The 21108-nt window shown below is 40.4% G+C and carries 15 protein-coding genes; 3 read left to right on the top strand and 12 right to left on the bottom strand.

The window, feature by feature from the left end; translation table 11 throughout:
* Window positions 1-52: 52 nt before the first annotated feature.
* From FR932_RS11180 to FR932_RS11145, 8 genes are all read right to left on the bottom strand, one after another.
* Window positions 53-1372, bottom strand: a complete 1320-nt coding sequence (locus FR932_RS11180) for an outer membrane protein transport protein (protein WP_019442687.1) — start codon at window positions 1370-1372, stop codon at window positions 53-55.
* 594 nt (window positions 1373-1966) lie between these two features.
* Window positions 1967-2980 (bottom strand): class 1 fructose-bisphosphatase, encoded by a 1014-nt coding sequence (gene fbp / locus FR932_RS11175; RefSeq protein WP_019442686.1) that lies wholly within the window; start codon window positions 2978-2980, stop codon window positions 1967-1969.
* A 330-nt stretch (window positions 2981-3310) separates the two neighbouring features.
* On the bottom strand, window positions 3311-5065 hold the full coding sequence (locus FR932_RS11170) for a BatD family protein (RefSeq protein WP_019442685.1): 1755 nt from the start codon (window positions 5063-5065) through the stop codon (window positions 3311-3313).
* Entirely contained in the window at window positions 5059-7047 is a 1989-nt protein-coding gene (locus tag FR932_RS11165; protein WP_151676833.1) for a VWA domain-containing protein, read from the bottom strand. The genes FR932_RS11170 and FR932_RS11165 overlap by 7 nt, the downstream gene beginning before the upstream one ends.
* Window positions 7040-8026, bottom strand: coding sequence for a vWA domain-containing protein (locus FR932_RS11160; protein WP_019442683.1), 987 nt, complete (start codon window positions 8024-8026; stop codon window positions 7040-7042). The genes FR932_RS11165 and FR932_RS11160 overlap by 8 nt, the downstream gene beginning before the upstream one ends.
* The gene (locus FR932_RS11155) at window positions 8019-8504 is read right to left on the bottom strand and encodes a DUF4381 domain-containing protein (protein ID WP_019442682.1); all 486 of its coding nucleotides are present in this window, start codon (window positions 8502-8504) and stop codon (window positions 8019-8021) included. Before FR932_RS11155 ends, FR932_RS11160 begins: the two co-directional genes overlap by 8 nt.
* A gap of 5 nt (window positions 8505-8509) precedes the next feature.
* Window positions 8510-9454: a DUF58 domain-containing protein gene (locus FR932_RS11150; RefSeq protein ID WP_019442681.1), complete on the bottom strand. Its 945-nt coding sequence runs from the start codon at window positions 9452-9454 to the stop codon at window positions 8510-8512.
* 13 nt (window positions 9455-9467) lie between these two features.
* A complete protein-coding gene (locus tag FR932_RS11145; protein ID WP_019442680.1) occupies window positions 9468-10424 on the bottom strand; it encodes an AAA family ATPase in 957 nt (318 codons plus the stop codon).
* Window positions 10425-10799: 375 nt separating this feature from the next.
* Here FR932_RS11145 and fadI point away from each other — a divergent pair, with 375 nt between their 5' ends.
* Entirely contained in the window at window positions 10800-12110 is a 1311-nt protein-coding gene (gene fadI, locus FR932_RS11140; RefSeq protein WP_019442679.1) for an acetyl-CoA C-acyltransferase FadI, read from the top strand.
* A complete protein-coding gene (gene fadJ / locus FR932_RS11135; protein WP_019442678.1) occupies window positions 12110-14242 on the top strand; it encodes a fatty acid oxidation complex subunit alpha FadJ in 2133 nt (710 codons plus the stop codon). Before fadI ends, fadJ begins: the two co-directional genes overlap by 1 nt.
* Before the next feature lie 200 nt (window positions 14243-14442).
* Here fadJ and FR932_RS11130 read toward each other — a convergent pair whose 3' ends face one another.
* Entirely contained in the window at window positions 14443-15021 is a 579-nt protein-coding gene (locus FR932_RS11130) for a cache domain-containing protein (protein ID WP_019442677.1), read from the bottom strand.
* 312 nt (window positions 15022-15333) lie between these two features.
* Between FR932_RS11130 and FR932_RS11125 the strand changes: the two genes are divergently transcribed.
* Window positions 15334-15705 (top strand): VOC family protein, encoded by a 372-nt coding sequence (locus FR932_RS11125; protein ID WP_019442676.1) that lies wholly within the window; start codon window positions 15334-15336, stop codon window positions 15703-15705.
* Window positions 15706-15766: 61 nt separating this feature from the next.
* On the opposite strand, the gene FR932_RS11120 is transcribed toward FR932_RS11125, so the two are convergent.
* From FR932_RS11120 to FR932_RS11110, 3 genes are all read right to left on the bottom strand, one after another.
* Entirely contained in the window at window positions 15767-16216 is a 450-nt protein-coding gene (locus FR932_RS11120; protein ID WP_019442675.1) for a GspH/FimT family pseudopilin, read from the bottom strand.
* A gap of 89 nt (window positions 16217-16305) precedes the next feature.
* Window positions 16306-18441 (bottom strand): sensor domain-containing diguanylate cyclase, encoded by a 2136-nt coding sequence (locus FR932_RS11115; protein WP_019442674.1) that lies wholly within the window; start codon window positions 18439-18441, stop codon window positions 16306-16308.
* A gap of 244 nt (window positions 18442-18685) precedes the next feature.
* A complete protein-coding gene (locus FR932_RS11110) occupies window positions 18686-20683 on the bottom strand; it encodes an SDR family oxidoreductase (protein ID WP_019442673.1) in 1998 nt (665 codons plus the stop codon).
* Window positions 20684-21108: the final 425 nt, after the last annotated feature.

Raw genomic sequence — 21108 nt, 5'->3', positions numbered from 1 at the left:
GGCGCTATTTTATTTACTGTATTTAGATATTTATATGCTTATCTAAGCAGTATTAGAAGCGGTAGTTTGCTTGAGCTGAAGCAATGATTGCATCACCAGAAGATTTAAAGCCGTATTCCATACCTGGTGCTGGAGTTTCTGTAAACTCAACTTCTTCTACATATATGTAAGCAATACCAAAATCAAAGCTTAGGTCATCGCTTGCGTTATAGGTTGCACCTGCTGTATACCAAAGGCGGTCTGATTCGGGGATACTTAGTGTTGTTTCACCAGCAGATTCATCTAATGCAAAACCAGCACGTAAAACAACGTTATCTATAGTGTATTCAGCACCAATAGAATAACGCATATTATCGTCAAAGCTTTCTTCTTTTAAGAAACATTCACCACCTTGGCAAGATGAGCTTGTTGCTCTTAGCTCTTCAAATTTGCTCCACTGTGTCCAAAGAGCACTGTATGAGATAGCAAATGATTCGGTTAATGCGTGATAACCTGATAACTCAGCTGTTGCTGGTAATGGTAAATCTAGTGATGCACTTACTTTTTTATCACCGCTTGTCGCGCCAGTAAAGTCGCCTTCAAAGCCTAAATCTACTTGTGATCGGTAAGCTAAACCAATACGGTTATTCTGATTAATTTCATATAAAGCACCAGCATTCCAACCAAAGCCCCATGCATCGCCCTCTAAAAGGAAGAGCTCTTTACTTGGATCGTTTGCTGCTCTTGCTGCCGCTGCCGCGGTAGCATTATCAGCTCCCGAATCTTTTACTCCTGCAAAAGTTTGAGCTGCAATTATATCACCATAGTTTCTTTTCACAGTAGCAGTACCGTATACAGCACTAACACCTAAGCCTAAGCTTAATTTGTCTGTTGCTTTATAAGAAATATTTGGGTTGATATTTAATGTCATTAAATCTGTTGTACCAGCAGCTGCACCTGCCGCGTAGCTATCATCAAACTCTGTTGTAACACCGTAGCTTGAAAATATTCCAAGACCAACAGCAAACTTATCGTTAATTGGTTGGATAAAATATGTAGCGGGTACGAAAGCACTATGTACAATATCGTCAGCATTCAAGGCACTTGCATCACGGCCTAAAGCGGGACCAATATCTGTATCGCTAACACCTGTAATATCTACATTGGGTTCAACATAAGAGCCAACAATAGAGAACTCAGCTTGTTTAAAGCGTGACATCGCTGCCGGGTTACGTGCAAGTACAGATGCATTATCAGCAACGGCTGCTTCACCAGCAAAAGCTCGTCCAAGACCAGATGCTGAATGTTCGCTTACTTGGAAACCAGCAGCTGAAGATTGTGCAGTTACCAGCAGTAGGGCTGTAGCAAGCGTTGTTTTTTGAAATTTAGACATAGTTAATCACTCATTTTTATAAGTTTTATTTTGTGTAACTCGCTTCTGGTGCAGAGCGCTAAATGGGAAAACAAAGTTCCTTTTGTTCACCTACAAAACCCAGGTCAGACCAGTTGTCGATAGTATGAGTAAATAGTAACTGCTTGTTCATGCTTTGTAATTAAGAAAAATCACAAGGTGTACTGTTTGATTATTAAGGCTTGACGTTTCTAGTTAAAAATAGTTAGAGGTGATTTTTAATTTAAATCGTTGAAATAAAATGATTAATTTGAGCGTACATGTGTTGTTATTAAATTGTTATAGGAATAAAATTAATTAGAGTAGTTATTCTTATGTTGATTCTGTCAAAGATAATGTTTAAATATGTGATCTGGATCAAACTACCGTGTCAATGTTTTTTGAGACAAATATTTGGCAAGTGTCATGTATGTCACATTTTGCCTGGGCACTGTTTATAATATATACAAGAGCTTATAACAAAAAAGCCACGTCAAACTCTTCACTGAGGATGACGTGGCTTACGGATAACGAATGTATTACTTAAAAAGTGATTTTAAAGGAGCTGTATTAAGCTTCTTCTCGTCCTATTCTTCCTTACTTCTCTTTGTACTCAGCCATAAACTGATGTGCAGTATCCATCATGTCTACAGAACCCGTGAAGAAAGGTACACGTTGGTGTAATTCTGTTGGTTTTAGATCTAGGATCGGCGTGTAACCGTCAGTCGCTAATGCACCAGCTTGTTCAGCAAGGAAAGCCATTGGGTTGCACTCGTATAATAAGCGTAGTTTACCCGTTGGTGCTTGTGCTGTTTGTGGGTAAATATAGATACCGCCTTTAAGGAGATTACGGTGGAAGTCTGATACTAAAGAACCGATGTAACGTGACGTGTAAGGACGGTTCGTTGTGTCATCTTCTTCTTGGCAATACTTAATGTATTTCTTCACACCCATTGGGAATTTGCTGTAGTTACCTTCATTAATCGAGTAGATTTTACCTGATTTAGGGAAGGTCATTGTTTCATGAGATAAGCAGAATACACCGATAGATGGGTCGTAAGTGAAACCATGAACGCCATTACCAGTCGTGAATACCAACATAGTCGATGAACCATATACAACATAACCGGCAGCGACTTGTTTACGGCCAACTTGTAAAAAGTCGTCCATTGATACTGGACCGCCAACAGGAGATATACGGCGGTAGATAGAGAAAATAGTACCAACAGAAACGTTTACATCGATATTTGATGAACCGTCTAGTGGGTCCATTAATACAACATAGTTAGCGTTACGGCTGTTTTGATTGTCGAAAAATACATAGTGATCTTCTTCTTCAGAAGCAATACCACAAACTTCGCCACGTGCAATCAAAGCATTTTTAAATACTTCGTTAGCATACATATCGAGTTTTTGCTGTTCTTCACCTTGGATGTTTTCAATGCCACTTGCACCGGTAATATCAACGAGACCCGCTTTGTTGATTTCACGGTTTACAATTTTAGCAGCAAGTTTGATTGAACTTAATAATGCTGTTAGTTCACCTTTAGCATGCGGAAAATCTGTTTGATTCTCAACGATGAACTCACCAAGTGTTTTATGTATAGACATTCCAATTCCCTAATAAAGCAATAATTAAATCCGATAACTGGATCTAGTTTGCGCTTTTTTAAGGTGGATATCTAGTGCGGGTAATAGATAAATGTATGTAATTTGTAGATTCACTTGTTAACTTTCAGTTAATACCTTTGTGCTTTCAGGTGAAAGGCCTAATTGCTCATATGAATCTTTCATTTTCACATTCGAGAGAGGTTGTTTAATGTTCGAGCATTTAATAATCATTTTATAATGTTCGATTCCGAACATTTTGGGCGTGTTGTTATTTTCATAAACGAATTTGGCGTCATTGATAGACGCCAATCTGTTTTATTATATAAAGCATTATGGATTCAACTGAGTTTTAATGCTTGATTGTTGATTTTTTGTTACTGTGTGTTTTACGCTTCTTAATTTGGTTAATTGCGTGAGTAACAGTTCGCCATTCCAGCTTGCTGAACCTGACTTTTTACCATAGTTAAAGCTAAGTAAGGCGTGGCAAGCTTGCTGGCATTCCATGCTTATTGGTAGTGAGGCTAGATCAGTGTACTTTAGCTCGGGCCATTGTTGTTTAAACCAAGCATGTAATAGCAAACTACTTTGTTGTGCGTCATTGTCTTTCAGCGCTGATTTTAATTGTGGCCAAACATTATCGGGCGTCGTTGTATCCAACGTCTGTGAATTAGTGCCTAACTTAGTCGTTTGCAGTTGATTCTTACGAAACATAAACCAGCTAACACAAGTTAATAGCCAAAGCCCAGCAAAGATAAAGGTTAACCAACGCCATACGGGGGATTCATTTGCGGCTGGCGGAGCTTGTATATTTGCTTGGTCCTTGCTAGCTGTTGAGCTTGCTGGAGTATCTATGCTGTTAGCATTGTTGATCATGGCTGCACTGTTTTCATTTGCTATGACAGTGACCGTTTTAGCAGGTAGCGTCGCCCATTCTTGTTGTCGGCTCTTGCTATTAAACCAAGGTACAGATACTTCTGGTAATGTCAGTTCACCAACTTGATTGGGAATGATGGCAAAACTAAGTACTTGCTGTGCGAAATAATTACCTTGTTGTGCAAAGCTGGTTAATTGTGGTTTATCAGGGTAAACCTTAACGGTTTTAGGCCAAGCGATGGCTAAATCTGGCAGGGCTGATTTAGTTACGTTAGCGGCGGTTAAGGTCATTGTCCGTGTGATTGGCTCACCTTGTTGATAAGTGTCTTGCACTGGTTGCAGTTCTTCGTCTAATTGCACAAAGTCACTCACCAACCATTCGCCTTTATACGTCGCGGGCTGTGCTTGTATATTTAAATTGACCGTTTCAGCTTGGGTAATAACGGGGGTTACTGGGCCTGAACGATAACCGCGTTTTGCGGTGCTAACCTGACCTTCAAATCGACTTGGCGTAATCACACTCACGCCAGCAGTATTGATGGTAATGGCAAATTGGCGGGTGATAGTTTGATAACGACGGCCATTAATTATTTCACTGCCGTTTTCATCCTTACCTATTTGCTTGACTGTGCCATCTTTTACTTCTGGTTCGGTAATGTTACCAGCTTGCATTTCGGTGTTCTGTGCTATGTATAAGGTGGTGGTGTAAATGAACTGCTGACCTACATAGACATTTTTATCGGTTATATTGACCTTCAATTCTATATTTCGATTATTAAGGCCACGCTCATTCGCTGTAGAAGATGAAATCACATTGATGTTAATTGGCTTGGTTGTCGCGTTATCAATGCTAAATGCTGGGATGGTATAAGTGCCAACAGTGCGAGCCATTAATACTGTCGTGAATGTTGTTACATGAGATTTTGTCCCATTGATATAAGAGGTTTGGCTGCTTGTCGATGTTCTACCAACGACAAAATCTGCCAGCAATACTGAGTTATCCCAATCACTAGCGCTGATACTTTCATTGGCACGGATCTCAAGGATGAAGCTATTGCCTTGTACAATCGGGTTTTGATTAACCGATGCAATCACTTTTAATGCCGCATTAGCCTGAAAGCTAAACGTAAACAGCAAGCTGGCAATAATGACCATGCTCGCCATGAGTGATAATTTAGAATCGCGGCGATGTGTTTGTATTGCCTTTACCATATTTGCTCCGAACTGTGTTGCTGGTTTGATTCAGCTTTACGTTGCTGACTTTCTATATACATTTTATTTTTTAATAACCGAGAGGGATCATCTGGGATATTCCGTAACCATTTTTGTAAGCGTTGTTGCTGTTCTTTCTCTAGTTCTTGTTCTAATTGTGTTTGCTGCGCTGCAGATAACCCCTGACTACTAGCTTCCTCTGCATTTTTATTACTCTCATCTTGTTGACCTGCTAAACCAGTTTTATCTTGATCATCTTGCTGGTTCTGACTGTCTTGTTGGTCCTGACTGTCTTGCTGGCTCTGACTGTCTTGCTGGCTCTGACTGTCTTGCTGGCTCTGACTGTCTTGCTGGCTCTGACTGTCTTGTTGGCTCTGACTGTCTTGTTGGCTCTGACTGTCTTGTTGGCTCTGGCTGTCTTGCTGGCTCTGACTGTCTTGCTGGCTCTGACTGTCTTGTCGGCTCTGGCTGTCTTGCTGGCTCTGACTGTCTTGCTGGCTCTGACTGTCTTGCTGGCTCTGACTGTCTTGCTGGCTCTGACTGTCTTGCTGGTCCTGACTGTCTTGCTGGTCCTGACTGTCTTGCTGGCTCTGATTGTCCTTACCTTTATCCCCTTGTTGTTTTTGTTGCTGCTGCATTTTCTTGGCGACTTCAAGATTACTCTTAGCATCGCTATTTTCAGGATCTAGTTTTAACGCTTGCTCGTAAGCTTTGGTTGCGTCATCAAGATTACCGAGTTGCATTAAGGCATTGCCTTGGTTATACGAGGAGTCACTGCTTGGCTCATCTGCCCACAGATCGATAGCTTGCTGATATTCACCGGCTTGATACAGGGCGCTCGCTTGCCAATTAGTATCAGAAAAGGTGTCTGCGGCTTGTTGATACTGTTTATTTTTATACAGGGATGCACCATTTTCATTATCGTTTTTCCATATCGAGGTCTCAGCCGCATAACTTGGTTCTGGCTGTAGCAAGAATACCAGGAGGAAACTGAAAAAAAGCTGTTTACGAAAGCTAAATGCAGCTAATAATGCAATCAAAGGCAATAACCAAATACCATCATCATTACGTTGCTCTGTGGTTAGTTCGGTTTTCTGATTATTTAGACTATTTTTAAAACGGGAAGGGTGATTGAATAAATCATTGAGTGGCTGGCTGCCATGGGTGATCACTTGCACTTGGCCTGAATTCGTTTTTGCTGTGTCTTTTAATAGGCGAGCGTCAAGTTGCGGTACGACAATAGTGCCTTGATTGTTTTTAAGTAGTTGCCCATCAGCCAGTTTAATCGGCGCACCTTGTTCAGTGCCTAAACCTAGAATCGATAAGCTGTAGTCAGTATCGGCTAATAACGTGTTTATACTGTCTGCTTGATTCGTATTTATACCATCAGTGACCAGTAATATTTGTCCCTGTTGATAACCCGCGTTGGTGAGTAACTCAATTGCTTGGCGGATCCCTGCCGTTGGTTTTGAACCTTTCACGGGCATAATTTCTGGTGACAAGTTTGGCAATAAGTTGAGTAGGGTACTTGTGTCTGTGGTGAGTGGGGATATCACAAATGCATCACCAGCGTAAGCGACTAAGCCTATCTCACCTTCTTTGACCGCACTCAGGATATCAGTGCTTTTAAAGCGTAGCTGTGCCAAACGATTCGGTTTTAGATCGGTAGCACGCATTGATAGCGACATGTCTAATACCATGACTTTCGCTTGCGATATACTCGCAACGGGGCGCTCAGTATAGCTAAAGCTTGGGCCTGATAATGCCATTGTGGTCAGTACCCAAATACAGGCGAGTGGTATAAATAAGTTATTCGATTTTGTTGCCGGTTGATGCTGGGCTAATAAAAACTTGGCAATTTCAGGTGACAATACCGTATGCCAACCTTTCGCTTGATCATTTTTACGAAAATACCAAGCAAGGGCGATGAGTGGCAATAACGCCAATAACCATAATGGACGTAATAACATAAAATCAGTCATTGCGCGCTCCTTGACGTAAATAACAGGCGAAAATTGATAACAATAATGCAATTGCTAATGGCCAGTGGAATAGATCGGTTTGTGGCCTAAATTGTTGTTGTGCTTGCACAACTGGTTCCAGTTTATCGAGCTCGGCATAGATAGCCGATAAGCTCTCTGCATCACGTGCTCGGAAGTATTGGCCGCCAGTCTGCTGTGCAATAGTCTTTAATGTTGTCTCATCTAAATCTCGAGATGGGTCGACTTTCTGATTACCGAATATCGTACGCTTGTAATAAGCATCTGCACCGACACCGATAGTGTAGATTTTAACACCTTGTTCTTGAGCAAATTTAGCGGCTTCAAGTGGTTTTACTTCCCCTGCATTATTTTGGCCATCGGTAAGTAATATCAACACCTTTTGCTGCTTATTTTCGGTATTTTCTGCTTGGTCAAAACGTTTTAACGCTAAGCCAATACCTTCACCTATCGCGGTTTGTTCACCGACAAGGCCGAGTACCGCTTGTTGCATATAACCACTCACGGTTTTTAAATCAAATGTCAGAGGCGCTTGTAAATAGGCATTATCAGCGAAAAAAATAAGCCCGACACGGTCGCCTTTACGTTGTTGGATAAAATCAGCAACTACGGATTTGACTAGCGATAAACGATCTACCATGCGGTTATTGATTTGCATGTCTTCAACTTGCATCGAACCTGACAGATCCACTGCTAACATCATTTCACGGCCTTGCTGAGGAATCGATTGTGGTTCGCCTATCCACATAGGGCGTGCGGCGGCGATCACCAAGCATAACCACATCAAGCTCAATGGCCAGATTACTCGCTGCTTTGTATTTACTGTGTTTGCCGCCGTCTCAATGTAAGGCAGGTTTGGTAATACTAATGGGGCTTGTGCTTGACCAGTCTGACTAAAAAAGCGGATTAGTGCGGGTAAGGGTAATAGCAGTAAAAGCCACGGCCAGTTAAATTCAAACATGAGGTTTCTCCACAGGCATAAGTGGCGTTTTCTTTATCCAATTTTGGCAAGTTTTAAAGTGTGACGCCTTGGCACGCATGTTCGGCTTCGCACTGTATAAATCTAGCGTCCATGCCGCGCTATTATTTGTGAAATCATTGAAGACGCGTTTTTTTGAACTGGCTTGTTGATCGAGGAAGCTTAACCAAGCATCGCCGTGTAATGATGCCGCTGTTTCACGGGGGAAACTCGACAATACAATACGCTTAAGCAGATGGTGTAGCTCATTTACCTCACAACCTTGCTGTTGCAACTGGGCTAATTCCGCTAACGCTAAGCGGGTTAATCTGGTTTTTTTAATGTACTGCAGGACAGCATAAATAGCTAAACCGACTATTAATACGCCTACAATAATAACCAACCACCAATACAGTGATAGCGGCCAAGCAGATATTGGCGCGGGTAAATGAATATCTTTTAATTGTGCTGATGGATCCATGCGCTTTATTTACCTTTACTCTTATTTTGCTTATTTTTGATCTGGTTAAGTAATGACTCACCGCTGCTTATTTGGTGGTGACGAATACCGTATCGATTCATGATCTGCCTTAATGCTTGCTGTTTTATATCGGCATGTTGTTGATATTTGTCACGGCTGCTCGCGTCACCTGGGCTCACAAAACCGTGTTGTTGACCATCGGATACAGCAAGACGCACATTCGCTTTTATGTGAGGAAGTGATAATTCTAAAGGATCAAATATTTGCCAGGCTTCAATTTCATTATGACGTTTTAATAATGCTAATTGCTTTTGGGCTTTATCATCGAGGTTAAGGAAATCACTGATGATCATGATGTGGCTACCCGTTTTACACAGTATACGTAACCGGGTTAGGGCACCAGCCAGTGATTCTGGCGTTGGCACATCATTGCCATCGCTGGCGAGTGCTTTCTGGCTCAGCTGGGCGTTATGCAGAGTGACCGTTTCATTAAGTAATTGCATAATACCGCGCTGTTGACGCTGGGGTTTTAATTCTTTATGGCCGAATTCACCAATGATAATCCCGCCCACACGATCACTTTTGTGCTTGGTCGCCCAAGCCAACAATGCGGTTAGGTGACAGGCTTGTACCGATTTTAATCGATATTGGCTACCAAAATACATGCTCGATGACAAATCAAGTAACACATAAACATGACGTTCTTTTTCTTCACTAAACAGCTTACAGTAAGTTTTGCCTGTGCGCGCAGTGATACGCCAATCAATACTGCGGATGTCATCGCCAGGTTGGTACTGACGACATTCATTGAACTCCATGCCGCGGCCTTTGATTGGCGACAAGTGACCACCAGCAAGTTGTGCTCTTGCCAAGGTCTTATTTGCCAACACACTATTAGCTTGGTAGCTGTATTGCTGTAGTTCTTTTATCGTCACTTCGATTGCAGACATAGGCTAACTCAGTTTACGAAAATGCAATTAATGACAAAATACGGTCAATAACTTGGTTTGCGGTAATACCGTCAGCCTCAGCTTCAAAGCTAAGTAATAAGCGATGACGTAAAATCGGATATAGACAAGTTTGAATATCTTCAGGTAATACATGATCGCGGCCGTGTAACCAAGCGCGAGCGCGTACACAACGAGCAAGAGAGATGGTTGCACGAGGACTAGCACCAAATGTGATCCAACTGGCGAGTTGTGCATCTAACGTATCTGGATTACGGGTGGCCATAATCAAATCGACAAGATAATGTTCAAGCGCAGGGGCTAGGTGGATATTAAGCACTTCTGTTCGCGCTTGCATGATCGCTTGCTGACTTATTTGCGTTATCGGTGCACTGCTACTTTGTTGTGCTTCTTGCGTAGTTAAACGCAAAATCTGTAATTCAGTGTCTTTATCTGGGTAATCAATTTCCAAATGTAGCATGAAGCGATCTAGCTGGGCTTCAGGTAATGGGTAGGTGCCTTCTTGCTCGATCGGGTTCTGCGTAGCCATTACCATAAATAGCTTTGGTAATAACATGGTTTTGTTGCCAACGGTTATCTGCTGTTCGGCCATAGCTTCTAGTAGCGCAGACTGTACCTTAGCAGGTGCACGATTAATCTCGTCCGCTAGTACAATATTATGAAACAGAGGGCCTGGTTGAAAATCAAAGGTACCGGTTTCGGCGCGATAGATATCTGTACCGGTTAAATCGGCTGGCAGTAAATCAGGTGTGAATTGAATGCGATGGAAGTTGGCTTCCAAGCTTTCGGCAAGTGCTTTTACAGCACGGGTTTTGGCTAGCCCTGGTGGACCTTCTACTAAGATGTGGCCATCTGCGAGTAGCGCGATTAATAAATTGTCGACAAGTTTTTCTTGCCCAAGAATTTGGCTATTAAGGTAGCTTCTTAATTGATTAAAATTTGATTTTGGCATAATTATCTATCGCATAACGTTAATATAAACACTAGTTTACCGACAATTGATTGACTGTAAAAGTTCAAACTATATTTTATAGAGCGCTGTGCAAATATTTATAACTCGTGCTTATAAGATGTTTTACAGAACTTTACTGGTAATGACTACTTTAGCGTGTAAATGGTGGGTAATATATCTACAGATAAAACCTGTTTAGGTTGTTATGACTACTATTTAGGATTATTTTTTCACACAATATTTTCTTTTGGATCACATATCTAAGATGAAAGACTCAAATTTCAAACTAATGTTTGAATATTGTGACCAAAAGGTTAATATTGACTTAATTTTATGAGGTCTGACCTCTCTTACTTAACGGAATGAGGATAAGTGATGGCTAAACCACAAAGCCTAACCACCCGCAACGGCGATCGTATCGCGGTGGTCACTGGATTACGTACCCCGTTTGCTAAACAAGCAACAGCGTTTCATGGGGTTCCAGCATTAGATTTAGGCAAAATGGTTGTTAATGAGATGCTTACTCGTAACGACATTGATCCTAAAATTGTTCAGCAAGTTGTATTTGGACAAGTAGTGCAAATGCCGGAAGCGCCAAACATTGCGCGTGAAATCGTGTTAGGCACTGGCATGGACATCGGTACCGATGCATACAGTGTATCCCGTGCATGTGCGACAAGTTTCCAAGCTATTTCAAACGTGACCGAGTCTATTATGGCTGGTTCGATTGACTGTGGTGTTGCTGGTGGTGCTGATTCATCTTCAGTTGTGCCAATTGGCGTATCTAAAAAACTTGCTCACCAGTTAATTAACTTGAGCAAAGCGAAGACGACGAGCGATAAATTAAAGATTGCTCGCCAACTTAGCTTAAAAGATTTACTACCTGTTGCCCCTGCGGTTGCTGAATACAGCACTGGTTTGACGATGGGACAGACTGCAGAGCAAATGGCGAAGTCTTATAACATTACGCGTCAAGCGCAAGATGAACTCGCTCACCGTTCTCACTCTCTTGCAGCTAAAGCATGGGAAGAAGGCAAGTTAAAAGATGAAGTAATGACAGCTTATCCAGAGCCAATGAAGTCCTTTATTGCTGAAGATAACAACATTCGTAAAAACTCGACAGTTGAAGGTTACGCTAAATTGCGCCCTGCATTTGACCGTAAACACGGTACTGTCACGGCAGCAACAAGTACGCCACTAACAGATGGCGCTGCTGCGGTATTATTGATGAGCGAAAGTCGTGCGAAAGAACTGGGTCTAGAAGTACTTGGTTATATTCGTAGCTATGCTTATGCTGCAGTTCCTGCTGATGTTGATGGTCTTATTGGTCCTTCATATGCGATACCTGAAGCGTTAGATCGTGCGGGTATTAAATTCGATGATTTAGCCTTATTTGATATGCATGAAGCATTTGCAGCTCAGACATTAGCAAACCTAAAATGTTTAGAATCAGATGAATTCGCACAAGAAAAATTAGGCCGTTCAGAGCGCGTTGCTAGTATTGATGAAAGTAAGTTCAACGTACTTGGTGGCTCACTTGCTTATGGTCACCCATTTGCAGCGACCGGTGCACGTATGATCACGCAAACATTACATGAATTAAAACGTCGTGGTGGTGGTCTAGGATTAACAGCTGCATGTGCTGCTGGTGGTCTAGGTGTGGCAATGATTGTGGAGAGTGCGTAATGAGTCAGCAAGATAAAACATTTTCACTTGAGATCCGTGAAGATAAAATTGGCGTTCTAACAATGGACGTACCCGGCGAAACGATGAACACTTTACGTGCAGAGTTCGCTGATGAAATTTCTGATTTGATGAAAGAAATCAAATCAAACTCTGATCTACAAGGTCTAGTACTGATCAGTGGCAAGAAAGACAGCTTTGTTGCTGGTGCTGACGTAACTATGATTGATGCATGTGAAACGGCTGCAGACGCAGAGCAGTTATCACTTGAAGGTCACCGTGTTATGGGTGAACTGGAAGCATTAAATATTCCAGTTGTTGCTGCTATCCACGGTGCTTGTTTAGGCGGTGGTTTAGAATTGGCGCTAGCTTGTCATATTCGTGTATGTACAGAAAGCACTAAAACAGCCTTAGGTGTACCAGAAGTGATGCTAGGTCTATTACCTGGCAGTGGTGGTACACAGCGTCTTCCTCGTCTAATCGGTGTGGCTAAGTCACTTGATCTGATGCTAACAGGTAAGCAAATCCGTGCAAAGCAAGCGCTTAAAATGGGTCTTGTTGATGAAGTAGTACCAGAAACGGTATTACTTGAAGTGGCGGTTAAATTAGCTAAAAAAGGCAAGATCAAGCGTGAATTGAAACGTGATCTTACTGGTAAGCTATTAGAAACAAACAAATTTGGTCGTAATATCATGTTCGATCAAGCTGCAAAACAGACGTTTTCTAAAACCCGTGGTAACTACCCAGCACCTGAAGCTATTCTAGAAGTAGTTAAATTAGGTCAGGAAAAAGGTTTTGAAGCAGGTTTAAAACTTGAAGCAAAACGTTTTGCTGAACTAGCAATGACATCTGAATCTGCATGTCTACGTGGTATTTTCTTTGCGACGACAGAGATGAAGAAAGAAGACGGCGTTGAAGGTGTTGCACCGAAGAAAGTCAAAAAAGCAATCGTACTTGGTGGTGGTTTAATGGGTGGCGGTATCGCTAACGTTACTGCAACTAAAGCGAAAGTACCTGTGCGTATTAAAGATATTGCCCCACAAGGTTTGCTTAACGCACAAAAATACACGTATGACCTTTTAAATAAAAAAGTTAAACGTCGCTTTATGTCTAAAGCTGAAATGCAAAGTCAACTTGCTATGATCACAGGTACGACTGAGTACACTGGTGTGAAGAGCGCTGACATTGTGATTGAAGCGGTATTTGAAGATCTTAAATTGAAGCACCAAATGGTGGCTGATATTGAAGCTAACTGTAACGAAAATACTATTTTCGCATCAAACACGTCTTCTTTACCTATCACGCAAATTGCTTCTGAAGCAAAACGCCCTGAAAACGTCATTGGTTTACATTACTTCAGCCCAGTGGACAAAATGCCACTGGCTGAAATTATTACCCATGAAGGCACGTCTGACCAAACTATCTCTACAACCGTTGAATTTGCGCGTAAGCAAGGCAAAACACCTATCGTTGTTAAAGATGGTGCGGGTTTCTATGTAAACCGTATTCTTGCGCCTTACATGAACGAAGCTGCACGTTTGGTACTGGAACAAGAACCTATCGAAGCGGTTGATAAAGCCTTGGTTGATTTTGGTTTCCCTGTTGGTCCTGTCACGCTTCTTGATGAAGTTGGTATCGATGTTGGTGCTAAGATCGGTCCAATCCTAACGAAAGAGCTAGGTAGCCGTTTTGAAGCGCCTGCTGCGTTCGATAAGCTATTAGCTGATGATCGTAAAGGTCGTAAAAACGAGAAAGGTTTCTACCTATACGGTAAGAAAGCCAAGAAAGGTAAAAAGCAAGTTGATGAATCAATCTACAAGCTACTTAACCTAAAACCTGAAGCGTCAATGGATCCAAAAGCACTTGCTGAACGAGCTGTATTATTAATGCTGAACGAAGCTGCTCGCTGTCTTGATGAAGGTATCCTACGTAGCGCACGTGATGGTGACATCGGTGCAATCTTCGGTATTGGTTTCCCGCCATTCCTAGGTGGTCCATTCCACTATATGGATTCTATCGGTATTGCTGAACTTGTTGACAAGCTAGAACGTCATCAAGATAAATACGGTGAGCGTTTTGCGCCGTGTGAGTCGCTTAAAGCAATGGCGAAAGAAGGTCAGAAATTCTATAACTAATCGCGTCATGCATTAGCTTATATTATTTACTCGTTTATAAAAAAAAGCGGCGTTAGATGTAAATCTAACGCCGCTTTTTTTGTAACTTATTTGGCGTGATTAGGCTATATGGAGTGGAATGCTAGCATTCTAGTATCATTTCTATTGAAGTCCCGAACATCGTTATGCTCGGGCTGTACAGTAATGGTTATCTATTATAATTAATTAGAAATCAGCATGTTGATAATTGAATCATCAATTTCATTAATGTATACCCCTTCACCATAAGTCCAACCCCAAGATGAAAAATACTGAGAGTAAGATATTTTTAACTGCTGCTCTCGATTCGCATTACCGTAATAAAAATAAGACGAATAGCCAGAATTATGTTGGTATACGGCTTCAGTTCGTAATAATTGGTATAGTTTTACGCCACTAATATTAATCTCATTTTTGACATTTTTATTGAGCATCGCGACATTATTAATTGATTCGAGAAGAAGATAATCGTCGTTAAAAACAAAAACATAATTCTTACTTCTAAGGTTGATTTGATGAATTTCTTTAATCGACTTCTGCTGTGCTTCAACAAGACTTAGCTCACCGTCAAGATAGCCTTGATAGTGATTATTGATAATAGACCCAATAAATTTAATGTTAGGTTCCAAGCCATATTGTTGCTGTTCAATGACATTACAACGGACATATAAAAAATAGCGAGTGCTTAACACAATAAATAGTAACGATAAACTTACTGCTATTAATAGCAGCTTTTTTTTCAGTGAAATTGTACTTAACATTTTATTAATCTCATGGACGTTACATCCTATTGTTCATTCACATTACGTCAATATTATGTGGTTGCTGCATTGATATTACTTTTATATTGTCTTGATATTATGTTGAGGACCGTCTATCCATTAATTGTGAATGCCGAGTGACTTCGTCGTACCACCGTACAACTCTTCACTCTTGCAGTGAACATCACGGTGATCTCCACTCGTCATTCAATTACTTACTTTATAGATGTATATTGACTTAGTTTAACTAAGCTGTTGTAGTTAAATGTCTATCTAACATAACGACATTCATCATAATGAAAAGGAATTACTATGCTCAGCTATGCAACAATAGGTGTAACGGATTTAGAAAAGTCAGAAGCTTTTTATAATGCATTATTGGCACCAATAGGCGCTAAAACATTAATGAAAATGGAGCGAATTATATTCATTGGTAAGAGTATGCAAGAACCTATGCTTGCCATTTGTATTCCGTACGATAAAGAAGAACAACACGCTGGTAATGGCAATATGTTAGCTATTGCGCCTGGATCAAAAGAAAAGTGTGAAGAACTGTATCATAAGGCAATTGCTTTGGGTGCAACCTGTGATGGTGAACCAGGACAACGAATTCCTGACGTTTTTTATGGCGCTTACTTCCGTGATTTAGATGGTAATAAAATAGCTTTTAATCACTTTGGTTAACAGATTTATCGCCTCACCGTTTATACCAAATAAAACAGGGGGCTATTTAACAATAGAATAACTAACAGCTCACAGGTGTGGTCACGGTATCACCATTAATCCCAACAGCCATGGTAATACCTGAGTCACTGGTACAATAACGAATAGTATTACCTTTTGCGATAGTGCCATTAGCCCGAAATATGATTGTAGCGGTACCTGGCGCAGTGAAAGACAGTGTTGAACTAGTGTCCGTTGTTACCGTTGTTTTATTGATAATCTCGGCGGCCGCAGTCATGCTTGTTGCTAAAGTGAGGGTATTATTGGATGCAGTCATATACAACATGCGATTATGCGCCATAGCAGTATTTTTAGCGTAATTGAGAGCGTTATTTATCAGCGTAGATGCATCGTCAATACGGCTTTGTTGTACGGTGCTTTGATAACTGGGTACGCCAATACCAATGAGTATAGCGAAGATAGAAATGGTGATCATTAATTCGATGAGGGTAAAACCGCTAGCCTTATTCATTCTTATACATCCTTGTAAAGAAATAAATTATTAAAATAGACTAACACGAAATTGTAAGGTTTATTAATCTCAGATTGAAAAACGAGGTATCACTGACAAAACATAATGGTATTGCGCGATTGTGCTTTCGCTTTGTATAGCTGTTCATCGGCAATTGCTAACAGTTGTTCAAAGCTAATGTTAGCACCTGTATGTTGCTTGGAATTAAAATGCTGGCCGCCAATAGTCAGGGTTAATCGATCGCTGCACTGTGAGTCTGGATTGATTAAATTGAGTTGATGTAACTCATTCTGCAAGTGTTCATATTTATGCTCTATTTCTGCATGGGTTTGGTTTACATGTAAAAATAAGAATTCATCGCCGCCGTAACGGAATAAATGATCATCAGTCGTGTTGAATTGTTGTTGTGCCAGTTTACTGATTTCGACTAAGGCTAAATCACCTTGTTGATGGCCATGTAAATCGTTGTAACTTTTATAATAGTCAATATCAATCATCATCACAGATAAAGTCGCAGTGCTATCTAATAGCGCAGAGATAAAATCAGTTTCAGTGTGGTTTAAATGATAGCGGTTGTATAAACCGGTAAGTGCATCAATCCGCGTTAATCCATCCAATTTACTATTCATTTGTTGCAGTGCATAACGTTGTTTTTGGTTTTCCAGTGACACAGCAATAAAGCTAGCGAGTTGCTCGATGAGCTTACAATGATATTGATGGTACTGACTTTGTTTATGATGCTGTAGCGATAAAATACCCAAAATTTTATTTTCAATAATAATAGGGGTGATGACGATAGACTGGATCGGTTCATCTTTATCGACAATTACATATTCATTTTGACCACTTTCCAAGCTCGAGGACCCGCCTAATAAATCATCAAGGACAGCTGTATCTATAGTATTCAAATGCACGGTTTTTTTGTTGCTTATCGCATAACCACCAACGCTTTTGGTTTGGCTACAATCGATACTTGCCGATGGCATTAAACCGTCTTTATCAACGAAATAGTCATAATGTAAGTAATTATTTTTGTTGTCGTATAAGGCTATACCGAACTCGTCAGCGGAAACTAAGGTATTTATTTTAATAAAAATATCTTCTAGACATGTAGTTATATCAGTTGTCGTGGCTATCTGCTGACCAATTTCAGTAATAATATTTAAGTGTTCTTGCATTTTATCTATGATCAAATGATCTTGAGCGACTTCCAGTTTTTCACGCTGTTTTAAAATACCGAGACTTTCTTTTTCTCTGAGCACATCTATTTCTTGATTGGCGCAGGTTATTTGCTGCTGCAGAGATTTAACTAAATGAGTCTTGTCTTGCTGTTTCGCGAGTAAGGCATGATAAACGTCCCACAAAATAGAGTAGGTGGCGTACATCGGTTTATTGTCGATAATCGCAATGACTTTTTCGCATTGCTTAAGTGCTTCTTTATCGCGATCATGATCAGCCAAATATTTGGCAAAATAGATACAGTTCTCGATATAATTAAATTGATCCGTGATCTGAGTGAATATCGTGTCGGCAGTATTGAAATGATGGTAAATAATAGTGTGATCTACGGTACTTTGCATGGCTAAAACGCGAGCTAAATAACCATGGGTGAGTGCAGTATTACGTTCGCTGCCGCAGATGTCGGCGTTAACCATCGCGTCTTGTAATACTAATACGGCTTCATCAAACTGATCTAAATAAGCCATGGCTAAGCCGCAGTTCAACTGGCATATCATAAGGTTGGAATGATTATGACTTGTTTGAGAGGCCTGTATGCCTTTTTTAGCTAATAATATCGCATCACTGTATTGTTTTATATAAAGGTGTAAATCACTAAAATTGGTATAAACCAAGGACAGTGAATTATCATCTAAGCGGTGAGAATGCTCGATCACATGCGAGAAGTAACGCATCGATGCATGAAAGTCATTCTTCTCGACGGACAGTGAACCAAGATTGATGTGCGCATGCAATTGTAATAGTAACTCTTCATCTGTACATAATGCGATACATTCTACAAACGTCGCAATAGCGAGGTCGGTTTGGCCATGACGCTCACATTGATAAGCGGCCATAAAACGCGATAAGGCGGGTGGTAAAATGAAATTGTGCTCACTACAGATCTGATCGATATCGTTGAATACTTGGTTCAATCCAGCTTGAGTAGGATAGCATTGCAAGCGGATCAGTTTTGAAATAATACTTGAGTGAGCAACATTAACCATTAAATCTAACCTGTACCTTATCGGGCTGCTAAGCGGATGATAAATAGTTAAGATGTTACGGTATGTCTTATTTTAGGCAAGGACTTAAAATTGGAATGGTGGTGATCTAGTTCACATAATTCACGGTTTATAACATTTGTAGTTATGCAATAAAAATAGATACTAATAAGTGAGTTAACAGTGGAAATAAAGCAAAAAAATGAGCGCAAATGCGCTCATTCATACTCATATCGTATATCAGTGATTACCAATGCACACCGCGCATGATAGCTGCAAATGCAACTTGCTCGGTACTTGCTTGTGTTGGTTTATCTTGATCTTCTTCTTTACCTTTTGCAGCTGCTGAATCATTAAACATGCGGTAGCCCGTGTTCATGATTATTTCGCTTACTTTAGGAAATAGTGAGTAAAGCACTTCGGACATAATACCGACTTTAGTCGCGATACGTTTTGGCTTACGGATAATCGCTTGCGCAATTAAATCAGCTGCTTCTGATGGTGCCAATGTCGGTACATTGTCATATACTTTTGTTGGACCAATCATAGGCGTACGCACAAGCGGCATGTTAATCGTTGTCATGTTTACATTTCGGTCTGAGAACTCTGATGCAGCACAACGTGTGAATGCATCCAGCGCCGCTTTTGATGCAACATAAGCAGAGAAGCGTGGCGCGTTTGTTAATACACCAATTGAAGAGATGTTAATCACATGCCCTTGTTTACGCTCTAACATACTTGGCGAGAAACCCATGATTAAACGGATTGAACCAAAGTAGTTTAACTGCATCGTTCTTTCGTAATCGTGAAAACGGTCAAATGATAAATCGATTGAACGACGGATTGAACGACCGGCGTTATTGATTAACACATCAATAAAATTGTGCTCTGCAAGTACATTTTTCACTAGCTCGTCACATGATTCCATATTTGAAATATCACATGAATAGATGTGTGCTTCACCACCAAGTTCTTGGATTTGAGCTTGTGTTGCTTCTAGTTTCGTTACATCACGTGCTACAAGAATTAATTTCGCGCCTGTTGGTGCTAGTTTTAATGCTGTTGCTTCACCAATACCTGAACTTGCACCGGTAATGACAATCGTTTTACCACTCACATTACCTTTCAGCGTCATGTCATTGATTAGGTCATCATTTAGGTTACGTTCCCAATAATCCCATACCGCTGGTGCATAGGCATCTAAACGTGGCACTTTAATATTTGAGCCTTCTAATGCACGTGCTGTTTCACGGTCATCAAAGCTTGTTGGGTAGTTAAGGAAGTTTAATACATCTTTTGGAATACCAAGGTCATTTAATACACCTTCAGTAAGTTGTTTTACTGCTGGTAAATGGGTAATCGCTTGGCGTACCGATGATGGTAAGAAGTTCGCAATACGAGAATCAATACGGAATGCAGTTTTTGGTGCGTTACCTGCAGTCGCGAAGATGTTAAGTACTTCACCAACCTTAAATGGTTTTGGATCAACAAGGTGGAAACAGTTGCTATGAACGTCTTCTTTATGACTGATGTAATCAATTGCATCTGCAACATAATCAACCGGAACGATGTTAAGACGACGGCCTTCAACACCGATCATTGGCATCCATGTTGGAATTGTTTCACGGATTTTTTTCAATAATTTGAAGAAGTAATATGGACCATCAACCTTGTCGATTTCACCGGTTTTAGAATGACCAACAACCATACCAGGACGGTAGATACGGAAAGGAATAGAACATTCGTCACGAACCACTTTCTCTGAGATATGTTTAGTACGCAGGTATGGGTTTTCCATATTTTCCGCTTCTTCAAACATGTCTTCGTAAAAAGTACCGTTGAATAAGCCTGCTGCAGCAATAGAGCTTACGTGATGGAAACTTTTCGCTTTAATGTGAACAGAAGCTTCAACCGCGTTACGTGTACCAACAACATTGGCTGTTTCTTGTGATTCAGCATCTGCTTTCATATCGTAGATAGCAGCAAGGTGGTAAACATTATCAATTTGGTCTGTATGTGCAGTTAACCATTGCTCATCAATACCTAAATTAGCCTTAGTAATATCACCTGTAACCATTTTGATACGACTTTTAACACTCTTATGCACTCTATCCTGTAATGCATTGAATTTGTGTTCTGAGCCTGGGCGAGTTAATACATACACTTGCGCATCTTCTCTTTCTACTAAACGTTCAATTAAGAAACGACCAATAAATCCTGTACCGCCGGTAACTAAGTATTTCATTCCATTATCCTTAACTAAGCTATGTATAATTTTTGTTAATCAAAATGACTGCGTATCACTTTTGTAGTAGTAATATCATTGAAATTAAAATGAATGTCAATGATGTGCCGTTAACGTAACTGGTAAAATGACAAGTTTTACAACACTCTGTCAGTGTAATGTGACGAGTTGTTGGTTTAATCTAATGATTAATTCTGTTAACAAATAATCAACGACTAGTGTAAATACTTGATTTTCGTAAATCATAATCATGTAGATCTTTTACACGTTTAAAGTTTACTTAATTACATTTCGTTAACAAGTATTGGCGCGTATAGTTAAAAGTAATGCTTATTTTAGATTGTTAATTCAAAGTATTTTGTAAATACGTTTATTCGAAGGGAGGAGGAGTGGTTGATGTCAATATAACCTATTTATATCATTGG

The organism is Moritella marina ATCC 15381, from assembly GCF_008931805.1.
GTDB classification, from domain to species: Bacteria; Pseudomonadota; Gammaproteobacteria; order Enterobacterales; family Moritellaceae; genus Moritella; species Moritella marina.
The sequence above is the reverse complement of the archived record's forward strand: the minus strand, read 5'-3'. Positions and strand labels throughout refer to the sequence as shown.